General features: G+C 70.5%; 20 protein-coding genes. 6 read left to right on the plus strand and 14 right to left on the minus strand.

The window, feature by feature from the left end; genetic code table 11:
* The first annotated feature begins 107 nt into the window (after nt 1-107).
* From QHF85_RS31520 to QHF85_RS31535, 4 genes are read left to right on the plus strand one after another with little or no spacing between them, the layout of a single operon-like run.
* A complete protein-coding gene (locus QHF85_RS31520; RefSeq protein WP_281331081.1) occupies nt 108-2,453 on the plus strand; it encodes a Tex family protein in 2,346 nt (781 codons plus the stop codon).
* 43 nt (nt 2,454-2,496) lie between these two features.
* Nucleotides 2,497-3,090 (plus strand): Uma2 family endonuclease, encoded by a 594-nt coding sequence (locus tag QHF85_RS31525; RefSeq protein ID WP_281331082.1) that lies wholly within the window; start codon nt 2,497-2,499, stop codon nt 3,088-3,090.
* Between the two features lie 26 nt (nt 3,091-3,116).
* Entirely contained in the window at nt 3,117-4,286 is a 1,170-nt protein-coding gene (locus QHF85_RS31530) for a hypothetical protein (RefSeq protein WP_281331083.1), read from the plus strand.
* Between the two features lie 42 nt (nt 4,287-4,328).
* The gene (locus tag QHF85_RS31535) at nt 4,329-4,706 is read left to right on the plus strand and encodes a hypothetical protein (RefSeq protein ID WP_281331084.1); all 378 of its coding nucleotides are present in this window, start codon (nt 4,329-4,331) and stop codon (nt 4,704-4,706) included.
* Nucleotides 4,707-4,709: 3 nt separating this feature from the next.
* On the opposite strand, the gene QHF85_RS31540 is transcribed toward QHF85_RS31535, so the two are convergent.
* The 4 genes from QHF85_RS31540 to QHF85_RS31555 form a co-directional block, all read right to left on the minus strand.
* Nucleotides 4,710-5,525 carry a hypothetical protein gene (locus QHF85_RS31540; protein WP_281331085.1) on the minus strand — a complete coding sequence of 272 codons (816 nt, stop codon included), beginning with the start codon at nt 5,523-5,525 and terminating at the stop codon, nt 4,710-4,712.
* Nucleotides 5,525-6,586 carry an anthranilate phosphoribosyltransferase gene (trpD, locus tag QHF85_RS31545; protein WP_281331086.1) on the minus strand — a complete coding sequence of 354 codons (1,062 nt, stop codon included), beginning with the start codon at nt 6,584-6,586 and terminating at the stop codon, nt 5,525-5,527. The genes QHF85_RS31540 and trpD overlap by 1 nt, the downstream gene beginning before the upstream one ends.
* Nucleotides 6,583-7,203, minus strand: a complete 621-nt coding sequence (locus QHF85_RS31550; RefSeq protein WP_281331087.1) for an aminodeoxychorismate/anthranilate synthase component II — start codon at nt 7,201-7,203, stop codon at nt 6,583-6,585. Before QHF85_RS31550 ends, trpD begins: the two co-directional genes overlap by 4 nt.
* Nucleotides 7,204-7,354: 151 nt before the next feature.
* Nucleotides 7,355-8,281 carry an alpha/beta hydrolase gene (locus tag QHF85_RS31555; RefSeq protein WP_281331088.1) on the minus strand — a complete coding sequence of 309 codons (927 nt, stop codon included), beginning with the start codon at nt 8,279-8,281 and terminating at the stop codon, nt 7,355-7,357.
* Between the two features lie 158 nt (nt 8,282-8,439).
* Here QHF85_RS31555 and QHF85_RS31560 point away from each other — a divergent pair, with 158 nt between their 5' ends.
* Entirely contained in the window at nt 8,440-9,597 is a 1,158-nt protein-coding gene (locus tag QHF85_RS31560; RefSeq protein ID WP_281331089.1) for a formin, read from the plus strand.
* Nucleotides 9,598-9,690: 93 nt separating this feature from the next.
* Here QHF85_RS31560 and QHF85_RS31565 read toward each other — a convergent pair whose 3' ends face one another.
* The 9 genes from QHF85_RS31565 to QHF85_RS31605 all read right to left on the minus strand — a co-directional run bounded on the left by QHF85_RS31565 (nt 9,691) and on the right by QHF85_RS31605 (nt 19,494).
* Complete coding sequence (locus QHF85_RS31565; RefSeq protein ID WP_281331090.1) at nt 9,691-11,028, minus strand: hemolysin family protein; 1,338 nt, start codon at nt 11,026-11,028, stop codon at nt 9,691-9,693.
* A gap of 38 nt (nt 11,029-11,066) precedes the next feature.
* Nucleotides 11,067-12,152: a tRNA pseudouridine(55) synthase TruB gene (gene truB / locus QHF85_RS31570; RefSeq protein WP_281331091.1), complete on the minus strand. Its 1,086-nt coding sequence runs from the start codon at nt 12,150-12,152 to the stop codon at nt 11,067-11,069.
* 1 nt (nt 12,153) lies between these two features.
* Nucleotides 12,154-13,677: a lysophospholipid acyltransferase family protein gene (locus tag QHF85_RS31575; protein WP_281331092.1), complete on the minus strand. Its 1,524-nt coding sequence runs from the start codon at nt 13,675-13,677 to the stop codon at nt 12,154-12,156.
* A gap of 13 nt (nt 13,678-13,690) precedes the next feature.
* Nucleotides 13,691-14,758: an NAD-dependent epimerase/dehydratase family protein gene (locus QHF85_RS31580; RefSeq protein ID WP_281331093.1), complete on the minus strand. Its 1,068-nt coding sequence runs from the start codon at nt 14,756-14,758 to the stop codon at nt 13,691-13,693.
* Between the two features lie 109 nt (nt 14,759-14,867).
* On the minus strand, nt 14,868-16,142 hold the full coding sequence (locus QHF85_RS31585) for a hypothetical protein (RefSeq protein WP_281331094.1): 1,275 nt from the start codon (nt 16,140-16,142) through the stop codon (nt 14,868-14,870).
* Nucleotides 16,143-16,144: 2 nt separating this feature from the next.
* Entirely contained in the window at nt 16,145-16,756 is a 612-nt protein-coding gene (locus QHF85_RS31590) for a GNAT family N-acetyltransferase (RefSeq protein WP_281331095.1), read from the minus strand.
* Entirely contained in the window at nt 16,753-18,285 is a 1,533-nt protein-coding gene (gene gatA / locus QHF85_RS31595) for an Asp-tRNA(Asn)/Glu-tRNA(Gln) amidotransferase subunit GatA (protein ID WP_281331096.1), read from the minus strand. Before gatA ends, QHF85_RS31590 begins: the two co-directional genes overlap by 4 nt.
* Nucleotides 18,286-18,287: 2 nt before the next feature.
* Nucleotides 18,288-18,605, minus strand: a complete 318-nt coding sequence (gene gatC, locus QHF85_RS31600; RefSeq protein WP_281331097.1) for an Asp-tRNA(Asn)/Glu-tRNA(Gln) amidotransferase subunit GatC — start codon at nt 18,603-18,605, stop codon at nt 18,288-18,290.
* 103 nt (nt 18,606-18,708) lie between these two features.
* The gene (locus QHF85_RS31605) at nt 18,709-19,494 is read right to left on the minus strand and encodes a hypothetical protein (RefSeq protein ID WP_281331098.1); all 786 of its coding nucleotides are present in this window, start codon (nt 19,492-19,494) and stop codon (nt 18,709-18,711) included.
* 62 nt (nt 19,495-19,556) lie between these two features.
* On the opposite strand from QHF85_RS31605, the gene QHF85_RS31610 reads away from it, so the two are divergent.
* Nucleotides 19,557-22,328, plus strand: coding sequence for a serine/threonine-protein kinase (locus QHF85_RS31610; RefSeq protein ID WP_281331099.1), 2,772 nt, complete (start codon nt 19,557-19,559; stop codon nt 22,326-22,328).
* 210 nt (nt 22,329-22,538) lie between these two features.
* On the opposite strand, the gene QHF85_RS31615 is transcribed toward QHF85_RS31610, so the two are convergent.
* Nucleotides 22,539-23,267: a hypothetical protein gene (locus QHF85_RS31615; RefSeq protein ID WP_281331100.1), complete on the minus strand. Its 729-nt coding sequence runs from the start codon at nt 23,265-23,267 to the stop codon at nt 22,539-22,541.
* Nucleotides 23,268-23,478: the final 211 nt, after the last annotated feature.

The raw sequence follows: 23,478 nt of genomic DNA on the forward strand, positions 1-23,478 counted from the left end.
CCCGTACGGACGGGGGAGGGTCCTCGTCGGCGAACGCACGGGCGCGAGGGCAAACGGTCGATTCCCGCTGGACAGCCGTGCAGGCCATGGATAAAGCGTCCCGTCCCATGACCGCCACGACCGACTCCACCACGGTGTCCTCGCCCACGCTCACGCTGCCTGCTTTCGACCCCGTCCCGACCCTTTCCGAGGAGCTCTCGCTCCCGAGGTCCGGGGTCTCGGCAGTGGTAAAACTGCTCGCCGAGGGCGCGACGGTGCCGTTCATCGCGCGGTATCGCAAGGAGGCGACGGGCGGGCTCGACGAGGTGCAGATCCGCGCCATCGAGGAGCGTCGCACGTACCTCGTGGAGCTCGACGAGCGGCGCAGGCAGGTGCTCGACGAGATCGGCAAGCAGGGCAAGCTCACGGACGGGCTGAAGAAGAAGATCCTCGGCTGCGCGACGAAGGCGGAGCTCGAGGATCTCTACCTGCCGTTCAAGCCGAAGCGCAGGACGCGCGCGATCATCGCCAAGGAGCGCGGTCTCGAGCCGCTCGCGGACCGGATGTGGTCGCAGGCGAAGGACGGCAGCCCCGAGGAGGAGGCGAAGGCCTTCGTCGACGCGGCCAAGGAGGTGCCCGACGTCGCAGCGGCGCTCGCGGGCGCGCGTGACATCTGCGCCGAGCGCATCGCCGAGAACGCCGACGTGCGCAAGCGCGTGCGCGAGTCGTACATGCAAGACGGCGTGATCCGCGTGAAGAAAAACGAGGAGCACGAGGGCAAGGCGACGAAGTTCGACACGTACGCGACCTTCGAAGGCCCGGTCGCAGGCATGCCGTCGCATCGCTACCTCGCGATCCGCCGCGGCGAGGCGGAGGGGATCCTCCGCGCGTCCGTGGATCTCGATGGGGAGCAGCTCATGGCGCCGATCGGGAAGATGGCCGGGCTCGACGGCGGCTCGCCCTGGGCGGGTGAGCTCGGCAAGGCGGTGACCGACGCGTACAAGCGGCTGCTCGCGCCGAGCGTGCAGATCGACGTGCGCGTCGAGCTGAAGCAGATCTCGGATCGCGCGGCCGTCGAGGTGTTCGCCCAGAACCTCAGGGAGCTGCTCCTCGCGGCGCCCTTCGGGACGCACGCGGTGCTCGGCATCGATCCGGGGCAGCGCACGGGCTGCAAGTGCGCGGTCGTCGACGACACGGGCAAGGTGCTCGCGAACGAGACGATCTACCTCGTGCAAGGCGCGGAGGCGGAGGAGCGCGGCAAGCGGACGATCCGCGATCTCTGCCGGAAGTACGGCGTGAGCGCGGTGGCCGTGGGCAACGGGACGCACGGGCGCGAGACGGAGCAGTTCGTCCGGGATGTGCTCGCGGCCGAGGGGCTGAAGGAGATCTTCTGCGTGCCGGTGAGCGAGGCGGGCGCGAGCGTGTACTCGGCGAGCGACGTCGCCCGCGAGGAGTTCCCCGATCTCGACCTGACGGTGCGCGGCGCGATCAGCATCGCGCGGCGGCTGCAGGATCCGCTGGCCGAGCTCGTGAAGGTCGATCCGAAGAGCATCGGCGTGGGGCAGTACCAGCACGACGTGTATCAATCGCTGCTCGCGCGGAAGCTCGACGAGGTCGTCGAGAGCTGCGTGAACATGGTCGGCGTGGAGCTCAACACGGCGAGCGCGCCGCTGCTCTCGCGTGTGGCAGGCATCGGTGCTTCGCTCGCGAAGAAGATCGTGTCGCACCGTGATCAGCACGGCGCGTTCTCGAGCCGCAAGAAGCTGCTCGACGTGGCGGGGCTCGGGCCGAAGACGTTCGAGCAGTGCGCGGGCTTCTTGCGCATCCGCGGGAGCGAGCACCCGCTCGACGCGAGCGCGGTGCACCCGGAGCGTTATGCGCTCGTGGAGAAGATCGCCGAGGACCTCGGCGTGCCCGTCGCGTCGCTCGTGGGCGACGCGAAGCTCATCGGGCGGATCGATCCGAAGAAGTACATCGGCGGTGACGTCGGCGAGTACACGATGAACGACATCCTGGTCGAGCTGAAGAAGCCGGGGCGTGATCCACGCGCGAGCTTCGAGCCGCCGAAGTTCCGCGACGACGTGCGGACGATGGAGGACCTGAAGCCGGGGATGGAGCTCGAAGGGGTGGTCACGAACGTGACCGCGTTCGGCGCGTTCGTGGACGTGGGCGTGCACCAGGACGGGCTCGTGCACGTGTCGCAGCTCGCGGACAGGTTCGTGAAGGATCCGAGCGAGGTCGTGAAGGTCGGCGACAAGCTGAAGGTGCGCGTGCTCGAGGTGGACATGGTGCGCAAGCGGATCTCGCTCACGGCGCGGAAGGGCGAGCGCCCGCAGGCGGGGGCGCAGTCGTCGCAAGGAGCTCCGCAGGGCCGCGGCGGGCAAGGGCCGCAGGGCAAGGGGGGGCCCCAGGGCAAACCCCAGCCGCAGGGGAAGTTCACGAACAACCCGTTCGCGACGCTCCTGAAGCGGTAGGGGCGGAGGGCGGCGCGGGGCCGGTTCATGCTACGTTCGTTGCATGGGTGACCCCGCGCGGAAGGTTCCTACGTTCGAGGAGCTGCTCGCCGAGATCGATCGGCTGCCGGAACACCTGAGCGGTGAGATCCTGGAGCCGGGCGTGATCCGTACGATGTCTCGGCCGGATGCTCCGCATCGGCGTGCGGCGCGGGAGTGCCAGTGGGCGCTCCGTGGCGCGAGCGCGGATGTCACGGGCTCCGGCTGGTGGATCGAGCAGGAGCCCGCAGTTCGCTTCGACGATCGCCTCTTCAACCCCGACCTCGCCGGATGGCGCATCGAACGTTGCCCCGACCCGCCGCATGGGTACCCCATCACGCTCGTTCCGGATTTCTGCTGCGAGGTCCTCTCGCCCTCGACGGCGCGCGACGATCGAAAGATCAAGCTGCCGCACTACGCGCGGTCCGGCGTCGGTTGGGTCTGGTTGATCGATCCCGAGATCCGCCTCGTCGAGGTCTTTCGGACCGAGCGTGAGCGCCTCTGGCTCGTCACGTCCGCAGGGGAGGACGAAACTCCACGGCTCCCTCCCTTCGACCTCGAGATCAACCTCGCGCCCTTCTGGATCCTCCCCAAGCCCGCCGAGCCCTCTTCTCCCTGATCCCGCCCGCCGGTACCCTGTGCGGCATGTCCGAACCGGCCGTCGAGTCCGCGGTAGCTGGCCTCTCCCCCGACGCGCGACGCTTGCTCTGGATCCTCACGCGGGCGCTTCCGCCCGTGCCCGAGCCGCTCGTTGAAAAGGTGTTCGCGCGCGAGTCGGTGGAGGACGAGCGGTTTCGGCAGATCGGGCGCATGATGGCCGCGTTCGAGCGGATGCCGCCCGAGGCGAGGCCCGAGATGCCGGCCATGCCGGACGAGGTGAAGCAGCGCATCGCGGCCCTCGTGGAGGCAGGGGAGCCCGAGAGGCCGGATCTGGAGCCGCTCGTCGGTGAGCTCGTGGAGGCGCGGCTCGTGACACGCGCGCCGCTGCTCGAAGGCGGCGCGGCGATGGGCCTCGCAGCGACGGAGGCAGCCGCGATCGTGGTGACGGCGTGGATGGCCGCGCAGCCCGAGGAGCGCGCAGGGCAGGACGAGGCGGCGGTGAAGGTCGCGTTCGGCGATCGGTACGGGGCGGCGTTCGTCGCGGCCGTCGAGGGCAAGGTCCCCGGCGGGACGAAGGAAGCAGGCGTCGAGGCCGGGATCACGGCGACGTCGTATTTCCTCGGCGCAGGCGCGCTCGCGGCGCTCGCCTCGATGTTCGGCGAGGCCGTGCGCGTGGCGAACGACGCATCCATCGTCGGGCCGGTCGCCGGGGCCGTGGAGGAGCAGGGCGGGCTCGACGCGCTGCTCGGCGCGTTCGAGGCGCAGAACGACGCGCTCGGCCACGCCGGGACCCTCGCCGCGCTCGCAGGCCACCACAGGGACGCGGGGGACCTCGAGAAGGCGATCTCGCTCGAGCTGCGATCGCTCGCGCCGCTCGCCCGGCTCGACAACGTCGTGCCGCGCGCGATCGTGCACCTGCGCGTGTCGGAGCTCCTGGAGGTCACCGCGCGCAGGGAAGAGAGCGCCGCGCACCTCGCGGCGGCGATCCTCTACAGGGCGCTCTCCGGCGTGGATTTCCGCGCGGAGATCCGCGTGCTCATGGGGCGGCTCGCTCGGGAGCGAGGGTATGCGCTGCCCGCCGTCGCGGCCGTGCTCGAGGATCCGTCGTTCGCAGAGCTCGCGCAGTTCGTGCGGACGAACGGCGTCCCCGTCGCGGACGTGCAGGCGGATCTCGATGCGCTCACGACACAACTGAAGCAGCACATCGACCGTTGAGGGCTTTACGAGGCCGCCCCGGCGAGGCAAGAGGATCGCTCGATGCGTACGATCCTGCCGTTCCTCGCCTCGTTGCTCCTCGCGTCCGCGTGTAACCCCGCGTCGTCGGAAGGCCCGAGGAATGCGCGCGAGGAAGCGCGTTCCCCCACGGACACGACGCCCCCGGCCGCGCCGTCGCCGACGGGATCCTCGACGGAGAGCGCAAGCACGGCGGAGGCCGCATGCGGCTCGGACGCAGACTGCGCGCCGGCCGCGTGTTGCCACGCGGCGTCGTGTGTCGCGCGGGGCGCGGCGCCGGATTGCAGGGCCGTGCTGTGCTCGATGGAGTGTCGTCAGGGGACGATGGATTGCGGCGGTGGATGCGTCTGCCAGGGCGGTCGCTGCGCGGCGCGGATGATGACGGGGCCCGCGGCGATGTGAGGATCAACCGGCGGCGCGCGCGACCATCGCGGCGAGCAGCGGCCCCGGGTCGTCCTGCCGCATGAGCGCCTCGCCCACGAGCGCCGCGTCGGCGGGGCCGTGCGCGATGCGCGCGACGTCGGACGGCGAGGCGAGCCCGGAGAGGTGGACCCGCGCGGCGCCGCGATCCGCGCGGGTGAGCACGCGCTCGGCGCGCGCAGGATCCATGGCGAGCGTGTCGAGGTCGCGCGCGTTGACGCCGACGACCCGCGCGCGGGCGCGCTCGGCCGCGGCGAGCTCCTCCTCGGTCGCGACCTCGACGAAGGGTTCGAGCCCGAGATCCCGCGCCGCGTCCGCGAGCCGAGCGAGATCCTCCGCCGACGTGATGCGCGCGATGAGCAGCGCCGCGTCCGCGCCGTGCGCCGCGGCCATCGCGAGCTGGATCGGGTCGAGGATGAACTCCTTGCAGAGGAGCTTCGGGCGCGCGGCGCCGAAGGCCGCGTCGAGCGCGTCGCGGCACGCCGCGAGGTCGCCGTACGAGCCGCCGAAGAACGGTTCGTCGACGAGCACGCTGATCATCGTCGCGCCTGCCTCGCCATATCGACGCGCCCGCTCGGCCGGCCGCAGCGCCGACGAGAGCGCGCCGGCCGACGGCGAACGCAGCTTCACCTCGGCGAGGAGCCGCAGCGCCGCGCCTTCGGGCCGACGGAGCGCCTCGAAGACGCCGCCCGAAGGCGCGCGGATCATGCGTGGCGGAGGCGCCGCGAGCAGCGCCGCGATCTCGGCCCGCTTCGACGCGAGGATCGTGTCGAGGACGCGTCTTCCCGCATGCCCGTCCATCACGGCGCTCCGGTGTCGCGCGCGCGCTCCGCGGCGTCGCGCAGGGCGTCGAGCGTGCGCATCGCTGCGCCGCTGTCGATCGCCGCCGCCGCCTCCGCCGCGAGATCCGGCCAGTCGCGCGGATTGTTCGTCTCGCGGAAGATGGCGAGCGCTGCGGCCGCGTTCAAGAGGATCGCGCACCGCGCAGGGTGCGGCTCGCCGCGGAGCACGGCGAGGATCGCCTCCGCGTTCTCGGCGGCCGTTCCTCCCTGGATCGCGTCGGGCGGTGAGACCGGCAGGCCGAAGTTCTCGGGCCGCACGACGATCTCGCGCAGCGATCCACGCGCGAGCTCCGTGACGCGCGTCGGCCCGAACGGGCTCACCTCGTCGAGCCCGTCCTCGCCGCGCACGACCCACGCGCGCCGGAGCCCGAGCTCGGCCAGCGTCGCGGCAAAGACAGGGCGGAGCGCGTGATCGTACGTGCCGAGCAGTTGATGCGTGGTGCACGCCGGGTTCGAGAGCGGCCCGAGCGCGTTGAAGATCGTGCGGATCGCGAGCTCGCGCCGCACCGGCGCTCCGTGCCGCATCGCCGGGTGGTGCGCAGGCGCGAACAGGAACGCGATCTGCGCCTCGCGCAGCACCTCGGCCTGACGCTCGGGCGGCACGTCGATCGGGACGCCGAGCGCTTCGAGCACGTCGGCGCTCCCCGATCGGCTCGAAACGCTGCGGTTTCCGTGCTTGGCGACGGGCACGCCGGCGGCGGCGACCACGATCGCCGCGGCCGTCGACACGTTCAGCGTACCGAGCCCGTCGCCCCCCGTCCCGCACGTGTCGAGGACCGCGGGCAGCCCGTGATCGACGCGCACCATCACCGCGCGCATCGCCTCGACGGCCGCCGCGATCGTGGAGGCGTCCTCGCCACGCAGCCGCAGCGCGACCACGAAGCCGGCCACTTGCACCGGCGTCCACGCGCCCGCGAGGATCGCGTCGAACGCTCCGCGCACGATCGCTCGTGGCAGGGATCGATCCTCCTGCGCGATCTGCTCGAAGACGTGCGCGAAGCAGGTGACCGCGGCGCTCACAGGCACGCTCCTGCCAGCGCGCCTCCCGTCCGAGCCCGGGCGTGCTCCTTCACGAGATCGAGCCAGTTGCGCAGGAGATCCATCCCGCGCGTCGTGAGGATCGACTCGGGGTGGAACTGCACGCCCTCGATCGGCAGACGCGTGTGCCGCAGTCCCATGATCTCGCCCTCGTTCGTCCATGCGGAGACCTCGAGCTCGCTCGGCAGCGAGCTCGGCTCCACGATGAGCGAGTGGTACCGCGTGGCCACGAAAGGCCGCGGCAGGCCCGCGAAGATCGTGCCCCCGTCATGCTCGATCGGCGACGTCTTGCCGTGCATCACGCGCCCCGCGCGCACGACGTGCGCGCCGAAGACCTGCGCGATGGCCTGATGGCCGAGACAAACCCCGAGCAGGGGGCGCTCGCCGCCGAGGGCCTCGATGATCCTCAGGCTCACGCCTGCCTCGTTCGGCGAGCAGGGCCCGGGCGACACGAGGATGCCGTCCGGGTCGAGCGCGCGCGCGCCGTCGACGTCGATCGCGTCGTTCAGCCGCACGACGCACTTCGCGCCCAGGATCTCCAGGTATTGAACGAGGTTGTAAGTGAACGAGTCGTAGTTGTCGACGACGAGCAGCCGCATCGATCCCACCTTGCTAGCGATGGACGGAAGCGCCTCGCGCCGAGGCGCGGGCCGCGTCCCTCCATCCCCCCGACCTCAAAGTAGCACCGCGCCACGGTGCGGCTGGTCGCTCGATGCGTCTTTTTCCCGGGAAATTCCGGCAAATCGCGCGCTATTCGTTCGACGTTCCGCCCGCGCCCGGCGCGGCCTTCGCGAGGAACTTTTCGAGCCGCAGGCTCACGAGCTCGGGGAACTCGACCGCGGTGTAGTGCGTGCCTCCGCGCACGACGTAGAGCTCCGCCCCGGGGATCTGCTTCGCCATCTCCTTCGCGAGCGCGGCCGGCGTCATCGCGTCGCGATCGCCCGACACGATGAGCGTGGGGACGTCGATCGTGCCGAGCACGTCCGAGGCGTCGTGATCGCCGAGCGCGCGGAGGTTGTGGAAATACGCCTCCATGTCGAGCGCGCTGAAGCCCTGGACGAGCTCGTTGAAGACCGCGTCGTCGAGCGACTCGTTCATGACGCCCATGGCCTTCAGCCACGCGAGCGCCTCGGGCACGTCCGCGGCCCTGCGCGTGACCTGCGACGCGAGCGCGTGCGCGCGGCCCGCGAGCTCCACGAGCGAAGGCAGCACGGTCTTCATGCCGGGCAAGGGGCTCACCGTGTCGAGGGGCCTGCCGCTCGTGCCGTTCAGGAGCACGATGCAACGCGCGCGGCTCCGCGCCTTCCGGTACGCTTCGAGCACGACCTGAACGCCCATGCTCCAGCCGACGAGCGCCGCGCGCGTTTCGCCCTCGGCGTCGAGGATCGCGAGCAGATCCTCGGCGTGGCGCGGGATCGCATACGACGCGGGCGTGCCTTCCGGCGGCCGCGCGGAGGCGAAGAGGCCGCGGTAGTCCCACGTGAGGAAGCGGTAACGCCCCCGCAGGTGCTCGATCTGCGCGCTCCACGTGATGTGCTGGCCCCCGAGCCCGTTCGCCAGCATGACCACGGGCGCGCCCGGATAGGGCGATCGGGTGGCGTAGTACGTGATCCGCGTGCCGTCCGGCGCCGTGACGGCGCGGGTCTCGACGGCGAGGGGCAGACGCGGAGGAAGCATGCGCTCCGGTAGGTACCACCCCGGCCGCGTGCCGTCGTCGAGAAACCAAGGAAACGCGGGCCCCGCGCTTCCAAGCCCGAGGGACAATTTCAGCGGGCGCGCCGTTGACACGACGTACGTCGCGCCGGTAACTTCCCGCTGGTCGCTACGAGGAGCCGATGGCTGCTGAAGACAAGAGCAAGAAACCCAAGATCGATCTGAAGGCGCGGCTCGGCAAGACGAACATCGGAACGCAGGCCGTTCCGCTGCCCGTTCCTGGTCAGTCACAGCCGCCGCCCTCCGGTTCTGGTTCTGGCGGGAAATCGCCGAACATCGCTCCGCCGCCCGGGATCTCTCCCGGCATCCCGGTTCCTCCGTTCGCCCAGGCCGCAAAGCCGGCCGCCGCAGAGCCGCCTCCGCCGAAGCCCACCGCCGTCCAGCAGACCATCAAGGTCGAGGTCGGCGAGGAGATCATCAAGGAGCGCGAGAAGGCGAAGAAGCGCCTCATCATGGCCGCGGTCGGCACGGCGCTCCTCGGCATCGCCATCGGCTACCCCGTCGGCGGCGCCGCCGCGCGCAACGAGCGCGGCAAGCAAATCGTGGCGAACGCCAAGGCCCTCATGCCCGACGTGAAGGCCGCGAACGAGAAGATGAAGGAGCTCGACACGCTCCTCGGCGAAGCGGCGGAGAAGCTCGGCAAGAAGGAGTATCCCGCGGAGCTCGCCGGTCAGCTCGGCGGCATCAACATCCCGTTCGACGCCACGAAGGTCGACGGCGGCAGCATCTCCGGCCTCAACGCAGGCGCGTTGCGGCAGCTGCTCAACTACACCTCGGGCGTCGAGGAGTTGAACAAGAAGAAGGACAGCCTCAAGAACCTGCTCGAGCTCGCCAAGGCGCCGATCGAGAAGGCCTGGAAGGAAGAGAAGGAGCCGGTGATGAACTTCTCCGTGCTCTTCCGGTCCGACCAGAAGGGCGTGATCGCGGAGCTCGTGCCGGTGAAGGATCCGTTCGAGATCGGCAAGGACTGGCCCGCGAACTACGCCGTCATGAAGCCGGAGCGGACGCAGCAGGGCATGAAGTCCGTCGAGAAGAAGCTGAACCGCTACACGAAGGGCGATCTGCCCGGCGGCGGTGATCCCCAGCTCATCCCCATCGATCCGACGACGACGGCCATGTTCACGAGCCAGGAAGGCATCCGCAACCTGCGCAAGGCCTTCCTCGATCTGCGCACGGAGCTCAAGGGCGACGACTCGAACCCGCAGAACCCGATCACCGGCCTGATCGAGACCGGCGACAACCTGATGACCGCGATCCAGAAGGTCACGCAGGGAAGCTGAAACGCTGTCACCCTCGGGTGATGGAAAGAAAAACGGGGCTCGCGAAAGCGGGCCCCGTTTCGTTTTGTCCGACGCGCAGGAAGAGAAGGCCGCTCAGACCTCGACGCTGCGAGGCTTGACGATCTCGACCTTGCCGATGTGCTGCTCGTCGCAGTCGCGCACGATGAAGCGCAGGCCGTACTTGCTCACGCTCGCGCCGTTCTCCGGCGTCTTGCCGAGGTGCTCCGTGAGCAGCCCTTCGAGCGTGTGCTCTTGCTCCACCGCGCCCTCGCCGTCCGTGAGCAGCTCCGAGCCGAGGAACGCCGAGAGATCGCGGATCGACACGGCTGCATCCGCCATCAATCGGCCGTCGCCGAGATCCTGGATCGGCGGCGCCTCCTCCACGTCGTGCTCGTCGCGGATGTCGCCGACGATCTCTTCGAGCACATCCTCCAGCGTCACGATGCCGCTCACGCCGCCGAACTCGTCCATCACGATCGCGAGGTGTTGCCTGCGGCCGCGCATCTCCTTGAGCAGCGTCGAGAGCGGCTGCGACTCGGCCACGAAGTTCGCCGGGCTGCGCACGATCTCCTGCAGCGACTTTTTCTTCAGCCGGTCTTCCTCGAACGCCTTGAACAGGTCCTTCGCGTAGAGGAGCCCCACCACGTTGTCGAGCTGTTCGCGATACACCGGGTAACGCGAGTGCCCACTTTCCGTGACGATCGCGAGCGTCTTGTCGAGCGGGGTGCTCACGTCGATGGCCTCCACGCGCGAGCGCGGGATCATCGCGTCCTTCGCCGTGCGATCCTGGAACTCGAGCACGTTGCGGATCATCTCCGCAGGCTCGCGGCCGAAGAGACCGCTGCGCGCGCCCTCCTCGACGAGCATCTCCACCTCCGCCTCCGTGAGGTGCGGATCCGGCGGCTCGCTGCTCTCCTTCGCCGCGATCGACGCGCCGAGCCAGCCGAGCGGGACCGCGAGCGGGAGCATCACGATCTCGAGCGGCCGAAGCCAGCGCGCGGCCATCGGCGCCACGTGGTCGGCGTGCTTGCGCCCGAGCGTGGTGCTCACCTCGAAGAGCGTGCTCGTGAAGACCACGGTCACGCCAAAGGCGAGGAGAGGCGCCGCTTGCGGATAGAGCGGCATGAAGAACAGCATCGTGAGGATGGCCGACAGGGCCGTGCTGAGGACCCTGCCGAGCAGGTAACGAGACCGGAGCTTGGCGTCGGCGCTGCGGATGCGCTCGAGCGCCGCTTTTTCCGGTCCTTCCGCCTGGTCGATGAGCGCCGCCAGGCGGGTCTGGGTGAGGCTCGTCAAGGCCGTGTCCGCTCCGGCGAACAGGGCCCCGACGAGCGCCGACGCGATGGCCCCTGCCAAAAGCGCCAGTGGTACGTCGTTTGGACTCAAAACCGAACTCCCTACACGTCGAATCGTAGCGGACCTTGCTTCCACGACGCAACCCGCCGCGGTCGCTCGGTAGCTACGGATGGTCAGGGCGGAAAGGGACGACCAGACGCGACGTGCTTTTCCGTCTCGACCTCGCGGCCCGCGGGGACATCCGTGAAGCCGCGTTGAACCACGTAACCATCATGATCCCATTTCCCCACGGCGACCAGACGGCCCTCCGGGGAAAGCCAGGCGCTCGTACCCGACTCTTCGGGTTCGGAAGGTTCGTCCGGGTGAGTCGTCGTGCTTTCCTGCATCTCCAGCGCACGCGGCGGCGGCTCGGAAAAGTCCGCCGCGCCGAGGCGTTTGCCCTGGGATGCACGCACCGCGCCGTCGGCCGTGAGCACGGCCGTCGGTAGGCCCAGACGAACGGCCGCGGCGAGGGGCACGACGGCCGCCCGCAACGCTTCCGGGGGCGCGTCGAGCAGCTTCGCGACGTCGAGCCCGAACGGCCCGCTCCGCGTGCGACGGAGCGCGCCGAGGTGCGCGGGCACCGTGAGGGCCGCGCCGAGATCACGCGCCAGGGAGCGCACGTAATAACCCTTGCTCACGTCGAGCGAGACGTCGAGGAACGCGAGCTTCCCCGGCTCGAGGATCCCCGCGCCGCAGAGCTCGATCGCGCGCGCCGAGACCGGACGCGGGGGCAAGTCCACGACCTCGCCCCGCCGCGCGCGGTCGTAGCTCTTCGCCCCTTCGACCTTGATGGCCGAGTACGCGGGCGGCGACTGCTCGGTCCGCGCGCGCTCCCGATCGAGCGCGGCCGTGATGTTGGGCAGCGACGCGGCCGCGCCTTCTCGCGCGAACCGCGTGATCTCGTCCTCGAGCCACGCTGGCAGCGGCGCCTCGGCCGTGACCGTGCCCTCCGCGTCGAGCGTGTCCGTGCCGCGCCCGAGGACCACGCGCGCGTCGTAGGCCTTGTCGTGCGCGGTGAGGTAGGGACCGAGCTTCGTGGCTTCGCCGAGCAGCATCACGAGCACGCCCGACGCCATCGGATCGAGCGTGCCGGCGTGGCCGATGCGGCGCATGCCGAGGGCGCGCCGCAGCTTGCCGACGACGTCGTGGCTCGTGGGACCTTGGGGTTTGTCGAGGACGAGGACACCGTTCGTGTCCCCGCGATCCTTTGGGCTCATCCTATCCCAGCCAGACCGATCGCCGCTCGGACAGCATCCGGTCGAGCATGCTCTGGATCGACGCGCGCACGCGCTCGGAGAGGCGTCCCACGAGGATCTCGTCGTCGGCCGCCTCGGGGCCGTAGTTGCTCCACGTGAGCGGCTCGCCGAAGCGGATGCGCCACTTCGTCGGCGCGGGCATGAGGCCGAGGGGCCCGAGCGCCGGGAAGGTCGGCGTGATCGGGAAGTACGGGATGCCCAGCGTCTTCGTCATGTACTCGAAGCGGTAGAGCATCGGGTTCGCCTCCTCGGCGCCCACGATGGCACACGGCACGAGAGGCGTGCGCGTGCGCAAGCAGAGGCGGATGAAGCCGCCGCGGCCGAAGCGCTGGAGCTTGTAGCGGTCGCGGTAGAGCTTGCCGATGCCCTTGGCGCCCTCGGGGAAGACCGCGACGAGCGCGCCCTTGTTGAGCAGCCGCTCCGCGTTCTCCTGGCAGGCGCGCACCGCCCCGAGGCGGTTCATGAACGTGCCGACGAAGGGCAGGTAGTAGACGAAATCCTCGGCGAGCCAGCGCAGCTCGCGGTGCGCGGGATGATCGCGGCGGACCGCGGCGCGCAGCATCGCGCCGTCGTAGGGCAGGGGGCCACCCGCGTGGTTCGCCACGACGAGGCAACGGCCCTCCGTGGGGATGTTGTCGACGCCCTCGACCTCGACGCGGAAATACCGCTTCGTGAGGAAATCGAGCACGGGCAGGAGCTTCGCCTCGAAGGCCGGATCGAGCCCGAACTCGTCGACCTCCTCGGAGCGGCTGCGCAGGCCCGCGCGTCCCCACTGCTTCGCGTAGAACTCGGGCGAAAGGACCTCGCTCGCCGTGGCCGACTCGGGCACCGAGGCGCGCGCCACAGGGACGTCGCTCCGGGGCTTGGCCCTCGGCACGTCGCTCTTCCGCGCGGGAGGGACCGGCGGCGGCTTCGGCACGTACACAGGCTCGTCCGCGCGCTCGCGACCTCCGATCATCCGATCGAGTCGGGCTTCGAGGTCGCGGATCTGCTGTTCGATCTCGGCGGGGCTCGTCGCGCCCGCGCCCGCTCTCTCGGCCTCGTCGCGCACGGATGCGGGAGGAATGCTCGGGCGGATGACGGCCTCGGTGGGGCCGATCGGCGCGACGTCCTGTACCTCGTCGGCGTCGAGGTCGTAGCCGGGCATGAGGTGCGGCGAGGGTGGCGCGTCCCCGTCGAGATCGGTGCCGAAGGGCAGGGCGGGCGCCATCTCGGCCGCGGCCCATACGTCGTCATCGTCGTCGTCGTCGTCGTCCAGGGACGCGGGGGCGTCCTCCGGCGCGGGCGGCGGCTCGGCGAAGAGACGCGGCGCTGCGTGCTCGCCTTCCGGAGGCGGCGCGCCTTCGAGGATCGAGAGCACCTCCTCGGGGGCTCGTACTCCGGCGTCGGCGGCGACGAACGCCGCGGTCGCGAGGGGCTCCTTCGGCGCGGCGTCCGCGCGCGTCTCCCTCGTCTCCTTGTGCTTGCGCTTCTGCTTCTTCCCCATGGAAACCGCCCGCCTAGGCAGGGCTCTCCTGCAGCAGGTTCGCGTCGCGCAGGCGTTGCGCGGCGAGGTAGTCGAGCAGCGCCTCGCGGGTCGTGTAGGCCGGCCGGAAGCCCATCACGCGCGCCGCCTTGTCGCCGTCGGCGACGCAGACGTACCTGAGGTACCGCAAAAAGCTCGGCGGCACGGCCGAGGCCTGCGTGATCCAGAGCGCGCCGACGAGCGAGCTCGCGACCGTGTGCGGCAGCGGCATCGACGAGCGGCCGGCCAGGCGCAGCACCGTGGACAGCGGCAAGACGCCCTCGGAGGCGATGTTGAACGTGCCCGGATGATCCCGATCGAGCGCGAGCTTGAAGGCCGCGAGCGCGTCGACCTCGTGCACGAACTGCCAGAGCGGATCGAAGCCGAGCAGCGTGGGCACGTACCGCATGCCGAGATACCGCGTGACCCAGTTCTGCACCGTCGGTCCCACGATCGGCGCCGTGCGGAGGACCGTGACCACCGTGCCCTTCGACTTCGCGGCGAAGGCGTTGAGCTCACGCTCGGCGGCGATCTTGTCCGCGAAGAACGGCTCGTCCATGTCCGCGCGTAACGCGTGCCGCTCCGTCAGGAAGTTCGGGTTCGTCGGGTGCGCGCCGTAGAGCATCGTCTGGCTCCACTGCACGAGCTTGCGCAGCCGCACCTGCCTCACGGCGTTGAGCAGGTGCATCGTGCCGACCGACTCGAGCTCGTGCGCCCAGCCCGTCGCGTGTGTCGGCGACGAGAGGAAGCAGAGATGCACGAGCGTATCGACCTCCTCGGACGAGAGGATTTCCGCGACGCGATCCTCGGAGGCCGGATTCGTCAGATCGACCTCGAAGTGCCGCGTTTTCGGTCCTGCCGTGTCGGGCGACTTCACGTCGATCGTCACGATGCGGGCCGTCGCCGGATCTTCTTCCAGCAGGCCCACGAGGTTTCGGCCGAGGAAACACGCCGCGCCCGTGAGCGCGACGACGCGCCCGCCCGAGCGGCTCCGCGAGCCCCTCGCAGGCGGGATCGCCGGCTCGCGGGGCTCGCTGTTCGAGTTGTCGATCGGATCTGCCATGCGGAGCGGACTCGACACTACCCGCTCGCGCGGCGATCGCAACATCTCGGTTTACGCCCGGACAAGCCGAGCCGCGCCCGCTAGGGTTCGCCCTGACGCCACGGGCTGGTCACGGCGCAGCGCACGTGGCGCGTACCCACGAGACCTCGTCCCCCATCTGGATCCACATGTCCACGTCCGCGCCGCGCGCCGCGACGGCGAAACTCGTCGCGTCGGCCACGGGCATGGGGGCCGAGATCGGCGTGCCTTCGCCGTCGAGGACGACCGCGTAGGCCACCTTCCGCGCGACGCCGCAGCCGAGCGGAGCGAGGTAGGCCGCGAGCACGCCGCGCTCGAGCGGCCGGAGCGCGCCCGAGACGGGCGGGGCGTGCGCGCGCACCTCGGCCGCCTCCTTGCCGACTCGCTCGAAGCGGAGTTTGCCCCCTTCTTTCGCGCAGCCCTCGTCGTCGATCGCGGCCCCGTACACGAGCGCGATCGGCCGCGCCGCCACGGTCGCGTCCACGATGCCGAATGGCGCCGGCACGCGCCCGAGCGAGCGCGCCGCGCCGTCCGCTACGTCCCAGAAGACGAGCTCTTGCCCTTCGAGCAGCGTCGCGACCACGCCGCCGCCCGCGCTCGCGTCGGTCCCGGGCGGCGGCGCTTCGATCCGCGCGAGGCACGAGGGGCGCGCGTCGCTGTCCGGCGCGTCCGGGACGATCTCGGTCCGCTTCCACGACGAGGCCGGCTCGTTCGGAGAGCCGACCCAGAGATCGGCGCCCGCGGCCGCCACGTTGCCGAGGCGCGTCGTGAGCAGCGCGCATCGAGACGAGCCGCACGCGAGGTCGATCGCGTCGAACCGATCCCCCTCGCCGATCGGCGTCGCGTGGTCGCCTTGGTGCACGAACACGCGGGAGAGCTTCTCGTCGCTTTGTTCGCCGTACGCCGCGAGCCACGCGCCCGCGTCCGTGCGCGCGAGGCGCGGCATCGCCTCGGCGTCGAGCCAGGGCAGCGGCGTCGCTCCCTTGCTCTCGCCCTCCGCGTCGAGCACGAGCCCGCCGACCCCGACGAGCCGCGGCGGCGTCTCTTTTTCGTCCGCGTCGGCGACGACGAGCACGCCGAGCCCGCGCGGGGCGGCGACGAACCGCGTCGAGGGGGCGACCTTCGCGCGGACGAGCGGGGCGCGCATCTGGCAGCCGTCGGGCAGCGCGATCCCCGGGATCCCCGGCCCGATCCGCGCGGGCTTGAAGGTCCAGGGGGCGGGCGGCGGCAAGAGCTCGTCGTGGGGGATCGGGATCGGCGCGGGCGGGCCTGCGTCGGCCTTCGTCTCTTTTTCCTTGGGCGTGCAACGATTGCAGCCGGTCAGAAGGAGAAGGGCCGCGAGGAGGGGGAGGGAGTCGTTCCGCAACACTAGAGCACCCGACGCAGCACCGGATACGGCTCGAGCCCGCCCACTTCCTCGAACCCGTTCACCTCGAACGCGCCCATCGGCCCGGTCCAGAGCTCCTCGTCGTTCACCGGCTCCTTCGGGCGGCGCGGCAAGGCTTCGAGCACGCGTGCGCCGAACGTGTCCTTCGCGTACGAGACCGCGCCCGCGACGAGCGCCTTCGCCACGCCCTGCTTGCGGAAGGCCGGGTGCACGAGCGTGCAGCCGATCAGGAACACGCCCTGTCGATCGCCCTGGAACGCCGGGAGCTGCTTGTAGAAGCGCCGTTCGTAGGCCTTGCGCATCACGGCCGCGGGCGTGACCTTGAGCCAGCCGACGAGCTTCCGCTTCCCCGCGTCGTCCTCGTGGATCGCCACGATCCCCTTCGCCTCGTCGCCGCCCGCCGCGAGCGCGCCGAGGAACGCCGAGGCGTTCTCCTCGGGGGCGTTCGCGCAGCGGTCGAGCCAGTCGTTGTTCGTCCCGTCGAAATGCCAGAACCGGCAAAAACACGGCGACGAGGCTGCGGAAAAGAGCTCCCGCAGGCCGGAGGCATGCTCGGGCCCCGCGGGGGCCGTGAGGAGGCGAAACGCGCTCATGCTGTGGAAACCTTGGGCCGGAGCCCGCGCGCCGGCGAGATCCCTTCCCACGCCGCGGCGAGCGCGCAGAGCCGCGCCTCTTCGAGCGGCGGGCCCATGAACTGCAAGCCCACGGGCAGCGACGGCACGCCGTTCGCCGCGGGCGTGGGCGCGCACGGGACGCTCAGCGCGGGCACGCCGGCCAGGCTCGCGGGCAGCGTGTAGATGTCGGCGAGGTACATCGCGAGCGGGTCGTCGACGCGCTCGCCGAGCGGGAACGCGACCATCGGCGAGACCGGCGCCGCGATCGCGTCGACCTCGCGGAACGCCTCCTCGAAGTCGCGGCGGATCAGCGTCCGGACGCGCTGCGCCCGCAGGTAATACGCGTCGTAGTAGCCCGCCGAGAGCACGTAGGTCCCGAGCACGATGCGCCGCGCGACCTCGCGGCCGAAGCCCTCGCCGCGCGTCTTCGCGTAGAGGGCGCCGAGGCTCTCCGCGCCCTCCGCGCGCGCGCCGAACCGCACGCCGTCGTACCGCGAGAGGTTCGACGAGGCCTCCGCCGTCGCGAGCACGTAGTACGTGGCCACCGCGTACCGCGTATGCGGCAAGTGCACCGGCCGGAGCTCGCAGCCGAGCGAAGCGAGCCCGGCGAGCGCCTCGCGCACGCTCTTCTCCACGGCCGGCTCGAGCCCCTTGGCAAAGTACTCCTCGGGCACGCCGATCCGCATCCCCCGCACGTCGCGCCCGCACGCCGCCTCGTACGCCGCGACGGGCGCGCCGAGGCTCGTCTGGTCGTGCGGATCGCGCCCCGCGATCACGCCGAGCAGACGCGCCGCCGAGCGCACGTCGGCCGCGAAGGGCCCGACTTGATCGAGGCTCGACGCGAACGCGATGAGCCCGTACCGCGACACGCGCCCGTACGTCGGCTTGATCCCGACCGTCCCCGTGAGCGCCGCGGGCTGGCGGATGCTGCCGCCCGTGTCCGATCCGAGCGCGCCCGGCGCGAGGCCCGCCGCCACGCAGACCGCGCTCCCGCCCGACGAGCCGCCCGGGGTGCGTGAAGGATCCCAGGGGTTTTTCGCCGGGAAAAACGCGCTGTTCTCGTTCGACGAGCCCATCGCGAACTCGTCCATGTTCGTCTTGCCGACGAGCACCGCGTCGGCCTCGCGCAGGCGCGCGACCACGGTGGCGTCGTAGGGCGGCCGGAAGCCGCTGCGCGGATCGAGCGCCGCTTCGCCCTTCGACGCAGCCCGGAGGAGGATCCGCGATCCGGCCGTGGTCGGCGCGTCGCGCGTGCAGAGCGCGTCCTTGATGCCGATGGGCACGCCGGCGAGCGGGCCGAGCGCCTCGCCGCGCGCGCGCTTCTGATCGACCGCGCGGGCAGCCTGGAGCGCCTCCTCGGCTTGCACCGTCAAGAAGGCCCCGAGCGCGCCGTCGCGCTGCGCGATGCGATCGAGGCTGGCCCTCGTGACCTCCTCGGCCGACACCTCGCCGCGCGCGACGAGGCCAGCGAGCTCCGGGATCGAGCGATCGAGCACCGTCGCGTCCATGGTCAATCCTCTTCCACGAAGCCCGGCACCGCGAACCCGTCCATCGACGTCCGCGGCGCCTCACGGAGCGCGATCTCGTGCGGAAGGCTCTCGTGCGGCGCATCCGCGCGCAGCTCCGCACGCTCGATTGCCACGTGCGCCGTCGGCTCGATCCCCGTCACGTCGAGCTCTTCGAGCTGCCGGACGTACGCGAGGATACGACCGAGATCCCCCGTCAAGCGGCGGATCTCCGTGTCCGGCAGATCGAGGTTGGCGAGGCGAGCGAGCGAGCGGACCTCGTCCTCGGCGAGGGTGGCGGGGCCTTCGGGCGCGGGAGGCATCGCAGCCGGATGTAGCACGGGGGAGGGCAAGGGAGGGGGGCCGGGAAGCGGGAGCGGGAGCCGCATTCGGATCAAAAATCGGCGGCGGCCCCATTGCGGGGTTTCACGGCGCCAGCGTCGGCACGTCGTTCTCCCAGCGCACGCGTGCCAGCGCCGAGCTGAGCTCGACGGCGAGCCGTGGGGTCACCGACTCGAGCGTGAGGTGGCACGAGGTCGTGTCGGCGCTGATCATACGTCCCGCGCGTTCCTCTGCCGGCAGGGCCTTCGTCTTCGCGCGCCACGCCTCGAATCCGGCAGGACTCCCGCACACGAGGGACGCTTGCTCGGCGCCGAGCACGAGGCGCGCGCCGAGCTCCTCGCGGTCCTGCTCGCAACTGCCGCGCCCCAGCGCCTTCGTCACGACCCGGCAGGATTTTACCTGCGTGTTGACGACGCAATCCTCGAGCTCGACGTGTTTGTCGAATTTCACGAGCTTGCCGACCACGTCGACGGGATCGTCCGGCTTCAGCGCGGCGATCTCCGCCGCCTCACTTTCACGGAGCGAACACCGCACGGAGGCGGCGTCGGGTTTCGCCTCCTTGGGCAGGATCGCCACCCTTTTCGACCCGTCCTTCACGACCTCGCCGAGCTTTCCCCGCACGAGCACGTGTTTGCCCTTGAATCGCTCGTCGGCGCGCGCGGCGCTCGCTTCGTAGGCTTCGAGCAGCTCGACGTGGGACACCTCGACGTCCGGCGGATTCGTCCGGATCGAAGGGCCTGCGGGGGCCGCGGGGGCTGCGCTCGCGGAGACCGCCGCCGCTCCCTCGCGCGTGGCATTGTCGGAGCGGGAGCACGAGACGACCCCAAAGGCCACGAGAGCGACCCAGAACCACGAGTAGCGGCGCGCCATGGCGGACAAGGTACGAGGTCCGAGCGCGTGAGACAACCGGTGGTAAGGTCCCTCGAGCCTCGATGTCCGCTGACGATGACGAACCCCTGGAGCACGCGACGCGACGCCCCGCGGGCGAGGGGAGCCACGAAGGGGCCACTCTCGCCCCCGCGGCGGAACGAAGCACGCTCGAAGAAGAATCGTCCGTAGGCTCCTTCCTGCGCGGCGTCGCGTTTTCTCCGCGTATCGAGCCGCGCGCCGTGGAGCGTGATCGCGAGGGCGAGACGATCGGCCGGTTCGAGCTCGGCGCTTTGCTCGGCCGCGGCGGGATGGGCGTCGTGTATGCGGCGTACGATCGGACGTTGCGGCGCGAGCTCGCGCTCAAATTGCTGCGCGCCGAGGCGGTCGAGGACGAGGGGCGCCGAAAGCGGTTTTTGCGGGAGGGCCGCGCCGCGGCGGCCGTGCGCCACCCGAACATCGCGATGGTGTACGAGGTCGGCGAGGCCGCGGGCGAGGTCTTTCTCGTCATGGAGCGCGCCTTCGGCCGCTCGCTCCGGGCCGTGATCGACGCGGCGGAAGGGGCATTGCCGCGCGCGGAGGCCGTGCGGATCGCGCGGGAGATCGCGCGTGGCCTCGCCGCGGCGCACGAGGCGGGCGTCATTCATCGCGACATCAAACCGGAGAACGTGATGATCGGCGCGGGCGGGGCCGTGAAGATCCTCGATTTCGGCCTCGCGAAGTTGCTCGATCCGGTGGGCGGCCCGTCGGGCTCCGCGTCGACCGACCTCGAGACGCGCGAGGGCCGCGTGCTCGGCACGCCGAGCTACATGTCCCCGGAGCAGGCGCGAGGGCTCTCGGCCGATGCGCGATCCGACGTCTTTTCGCTCGGCGTCGTGCTGTACGAAATGCTCGCGGGCGAACGCCCCTTTCGCGGGACGACCGTTGCGGACGTGCTCGCCTCGATCCTGCGCGACACGCCGAGGCCGCTCCTGTCGCGGGGAATGGGGATCGTCACGTCGAACATCGTCGCGCGTTGCATGGCGAAAGACCCGGCCAAACGATATCCCGACGCCGGCGCCCTGTTCGAGGCGCTCGAAGCGGCGCAGCGAGAGGCGCGCCGGGCGTCACGCTGGTCCCGTGTCCGATTTCCGCTCCTCGTCGCCAGTGTGGGCGTGGCGATTGCCCTGGCGCTCCCCTTCTGGCGAGGGCTGTCGAAGAGCGAGGGGCCCGCGCCGCCCTTGCCCGCGTCCTGGTGGCCGCCGGGCGTGCCTTACGAGGCGCCGGCGGAGCCCATTCCTTTTTCGACGAACAGGCCGCCCCCGGTCGCCGTCACGGATCTGCAGCTCCCGCCCTCGAACAACCCGAGCGCGATCGAAGCCTACAAGGTCGCGATGCGATCCTTCCGGGACGCGGACTGGAATCACGCCCGCGAAGCTTTGCGCACGGCGCTCGAGCACGATCCGAACCTCGCCATCGCGCATTTGCGATTGGCGATGACGATCTGGGCGCCGGACACCACGGCCCCGTCGCCGGAGGCGCTTTCGGCCTATCGCGAGGCGATGCGCCAGAGGGACAACCTCTCCCCGCGCGACCGCGTGCTGCTCTCGGCCCTCCAGCCTGCGTTCGGCGCCGATCCACCGGACATCTCCGGCGCGGCCGCGCGGCTCGCCGACATGGCGCGGCTTTATCCGCGCGACGCCGAGGTCTTCTTCTTGCTGTCGGTCTACCGGATCTTCGATACGCCCGAGCGTCAGATCGAGGCGGCGCGGGGCGCGATCGCGCTCGATCCCAATTATGCGGACGCGTGGCAGCTCCTCGGCCGCGCGCTCGCCGAGACGGACGCCGACGGCGCGATCGCCGCGATGGAGCGCTGCACATCCATCGCGCCGACCGCGGTGGACTGCTTTCGCGAGCGCGCGCAGGTCGAGAGCGCGCTCGGCCGCTGCGAGAGCGCCGAGGCGCATTTTCGACGCGCGGTGAACGACGAAAAAGCATATCACGGCACCCTCCGCTGGCGGGCCGCGATGCTGTATGCCCTCGGCAAGTCGAGCGCGGCCGTGGCCGAGTCCCTGGGGACCGCGGACGAGCCGACGACGGCGATCGAGGAGCGCGCGGTCGTCGCGGCCGCCTATGGGGATTTCGACGCGGCGAAGCGACACGCGGCCGAGGGGCTCGCGCTCGTCGACAAGCGACCCACCCTGCCGGACCACGCGCGTTTCGCCTTGCTCGCCGCGGAGATCGAGCTCGAAGTGGGGCGCGAAAAGGAGGCCGCGGCGATCGCGCAGAATTTCCTCGATCGGCGCGACGGCTGGCGGCTCGGCACGCCGATGGATGATCCGAGCGTCTACATGATGCGGATCCTCGCGCGCACCGGCGCGCTCCCGAAGGGCGAGCTCGGCGCGCGCGTGGATCGCTGGTACGAGCAAGCGCGCGGAGGCTCCGCCATTCAGAAAGCCCTCGTGTGGTCTCTCGCGTATGGCCGCGGCATCGAGCGCGAGGAGGATGCGCTCCGCGCGCTCGACACCCGACCGAAGGACGCCGTGTGGCCGAAGATCTCGTACTGGGTCGACGAGGACCTCGGCCGCGCTTTCTGGCTCGCTGGTAAGAAAGACGAAGCGCTTCCGTACATGGAGCGGGCCTTCAAGCGCTGTGATCGGTTCCACCACGTCCTTTCGGCCTTACGCGCGGATCTCCTTTATGGTCGCGCGCTCGAGGCGCGCGGCGATACCGCCTTCGCGTGCGACGTCTATGGGACGATCCTCACGCGCTGGGGCAAAGCCAAGCCTCGTTCGGTCACCGCCGAGGAGGCGCGGAAGCGTGTCCGCGTCCTCCATTGTGATACGAAGCGGCGGTGACGGAACGGCGCCCCCTCGGCTGGCTACGCGCTCAGGGGGGGCAGAGGAGGAGGCAGTCGTACGCGGCGCTGGGCGCGCAGGCGCCGCGCCGAGGATCGCCTCGACGCGGCCGCGCTCGATGTGCTCGCGGCCGCCGCCGCGAGGAGCGGCGTTGCGCCGCTCCTCACCCTCTCGTCGACGGCGTGGGGCCGTCGTGACGCTGTCCCGTCCTCAGTAACAGACGATGTTGCAGTCCTGGGCCGGGTCGATCACGCAGCCCGCGGGAATGCCGGACACGTCGAAATCGCACATGCAGGAGCTGTAGTAGGCGTCCGGCTGGCAGTTGCAATCGAGCGCGACGCTGTAGCCCGCCGGCGGCTCCTCGATCGTGCACACGTTGAAGTCGAACACCTTTTCGGCGTTCTGCGACAGACAGAGCAGCGTGTTCACGTTGAGCCCCGGCTCCAGCTCCTCCTGGTAGGTCTGGTTCTCGTACGTCTGCGAGGCGATGTCGTCGGGCGAGAAGCAGCTGAAGTTCGCGCCGGTGATTTCCTCGCCGCTGCAGTTCAGATCATTGAAGATCTCGTAGGTGAACGTCCACAGCCCCGATCCATAGTCCCCGGCCTGGTTCACGTCTTCGGTCGGGCAGAGGTCCTCGAAGAGCTCCGCGCCGGCATCGTAGGGCGTCGGGACGCCATTCGAGCCGGGGAGGAAGTTGAAGCAACCCACGGCGTAGCTGACGCAGGGATACTTCGAATCTGCGATCCCGTCACGCGTGGCCACGATACGCACGGAGTTGCCGTCGAAGACACCGCCGGTGAAAGCGAGGTTGACGTTCGCGGTGTTGCCCTCGTCCCCACTCGGGCTGCCTTCTCCGCCCTCGTGATTGCACCCGCTCATCGTGACGAGGCCGCCGAACACCATGATGCCGCAGAGCGAGATAAGCTTAGTCGAGTTCATGTTCGTTTCTCCCCTATTGATCGTGTCGTGTCGTGTTGTGCTCGACGTACCGCGTACGCCGAGCGAAATCCCCATGGCCGGGCTGGCAAAGCCGCCTCGTTTGCCTGCATCGCGCGGGCTCGGGCGTATTTCGATACGCCCTCCACCGTGCTCCCCCGGACAAACGTGCGCCTCTTCGAGTCAGGTCGACGCGAGTCGTGATGGGCGGCAT

Source organism: Polyangium sp. 6x1 (genome assembly GCF_029946515.1).
Taxonomy (GTDB): domain Bacteria; phylum Myxococcota_A; class Polyangia; order Polyangiales; family Polyangiaceae; genus Polyangium.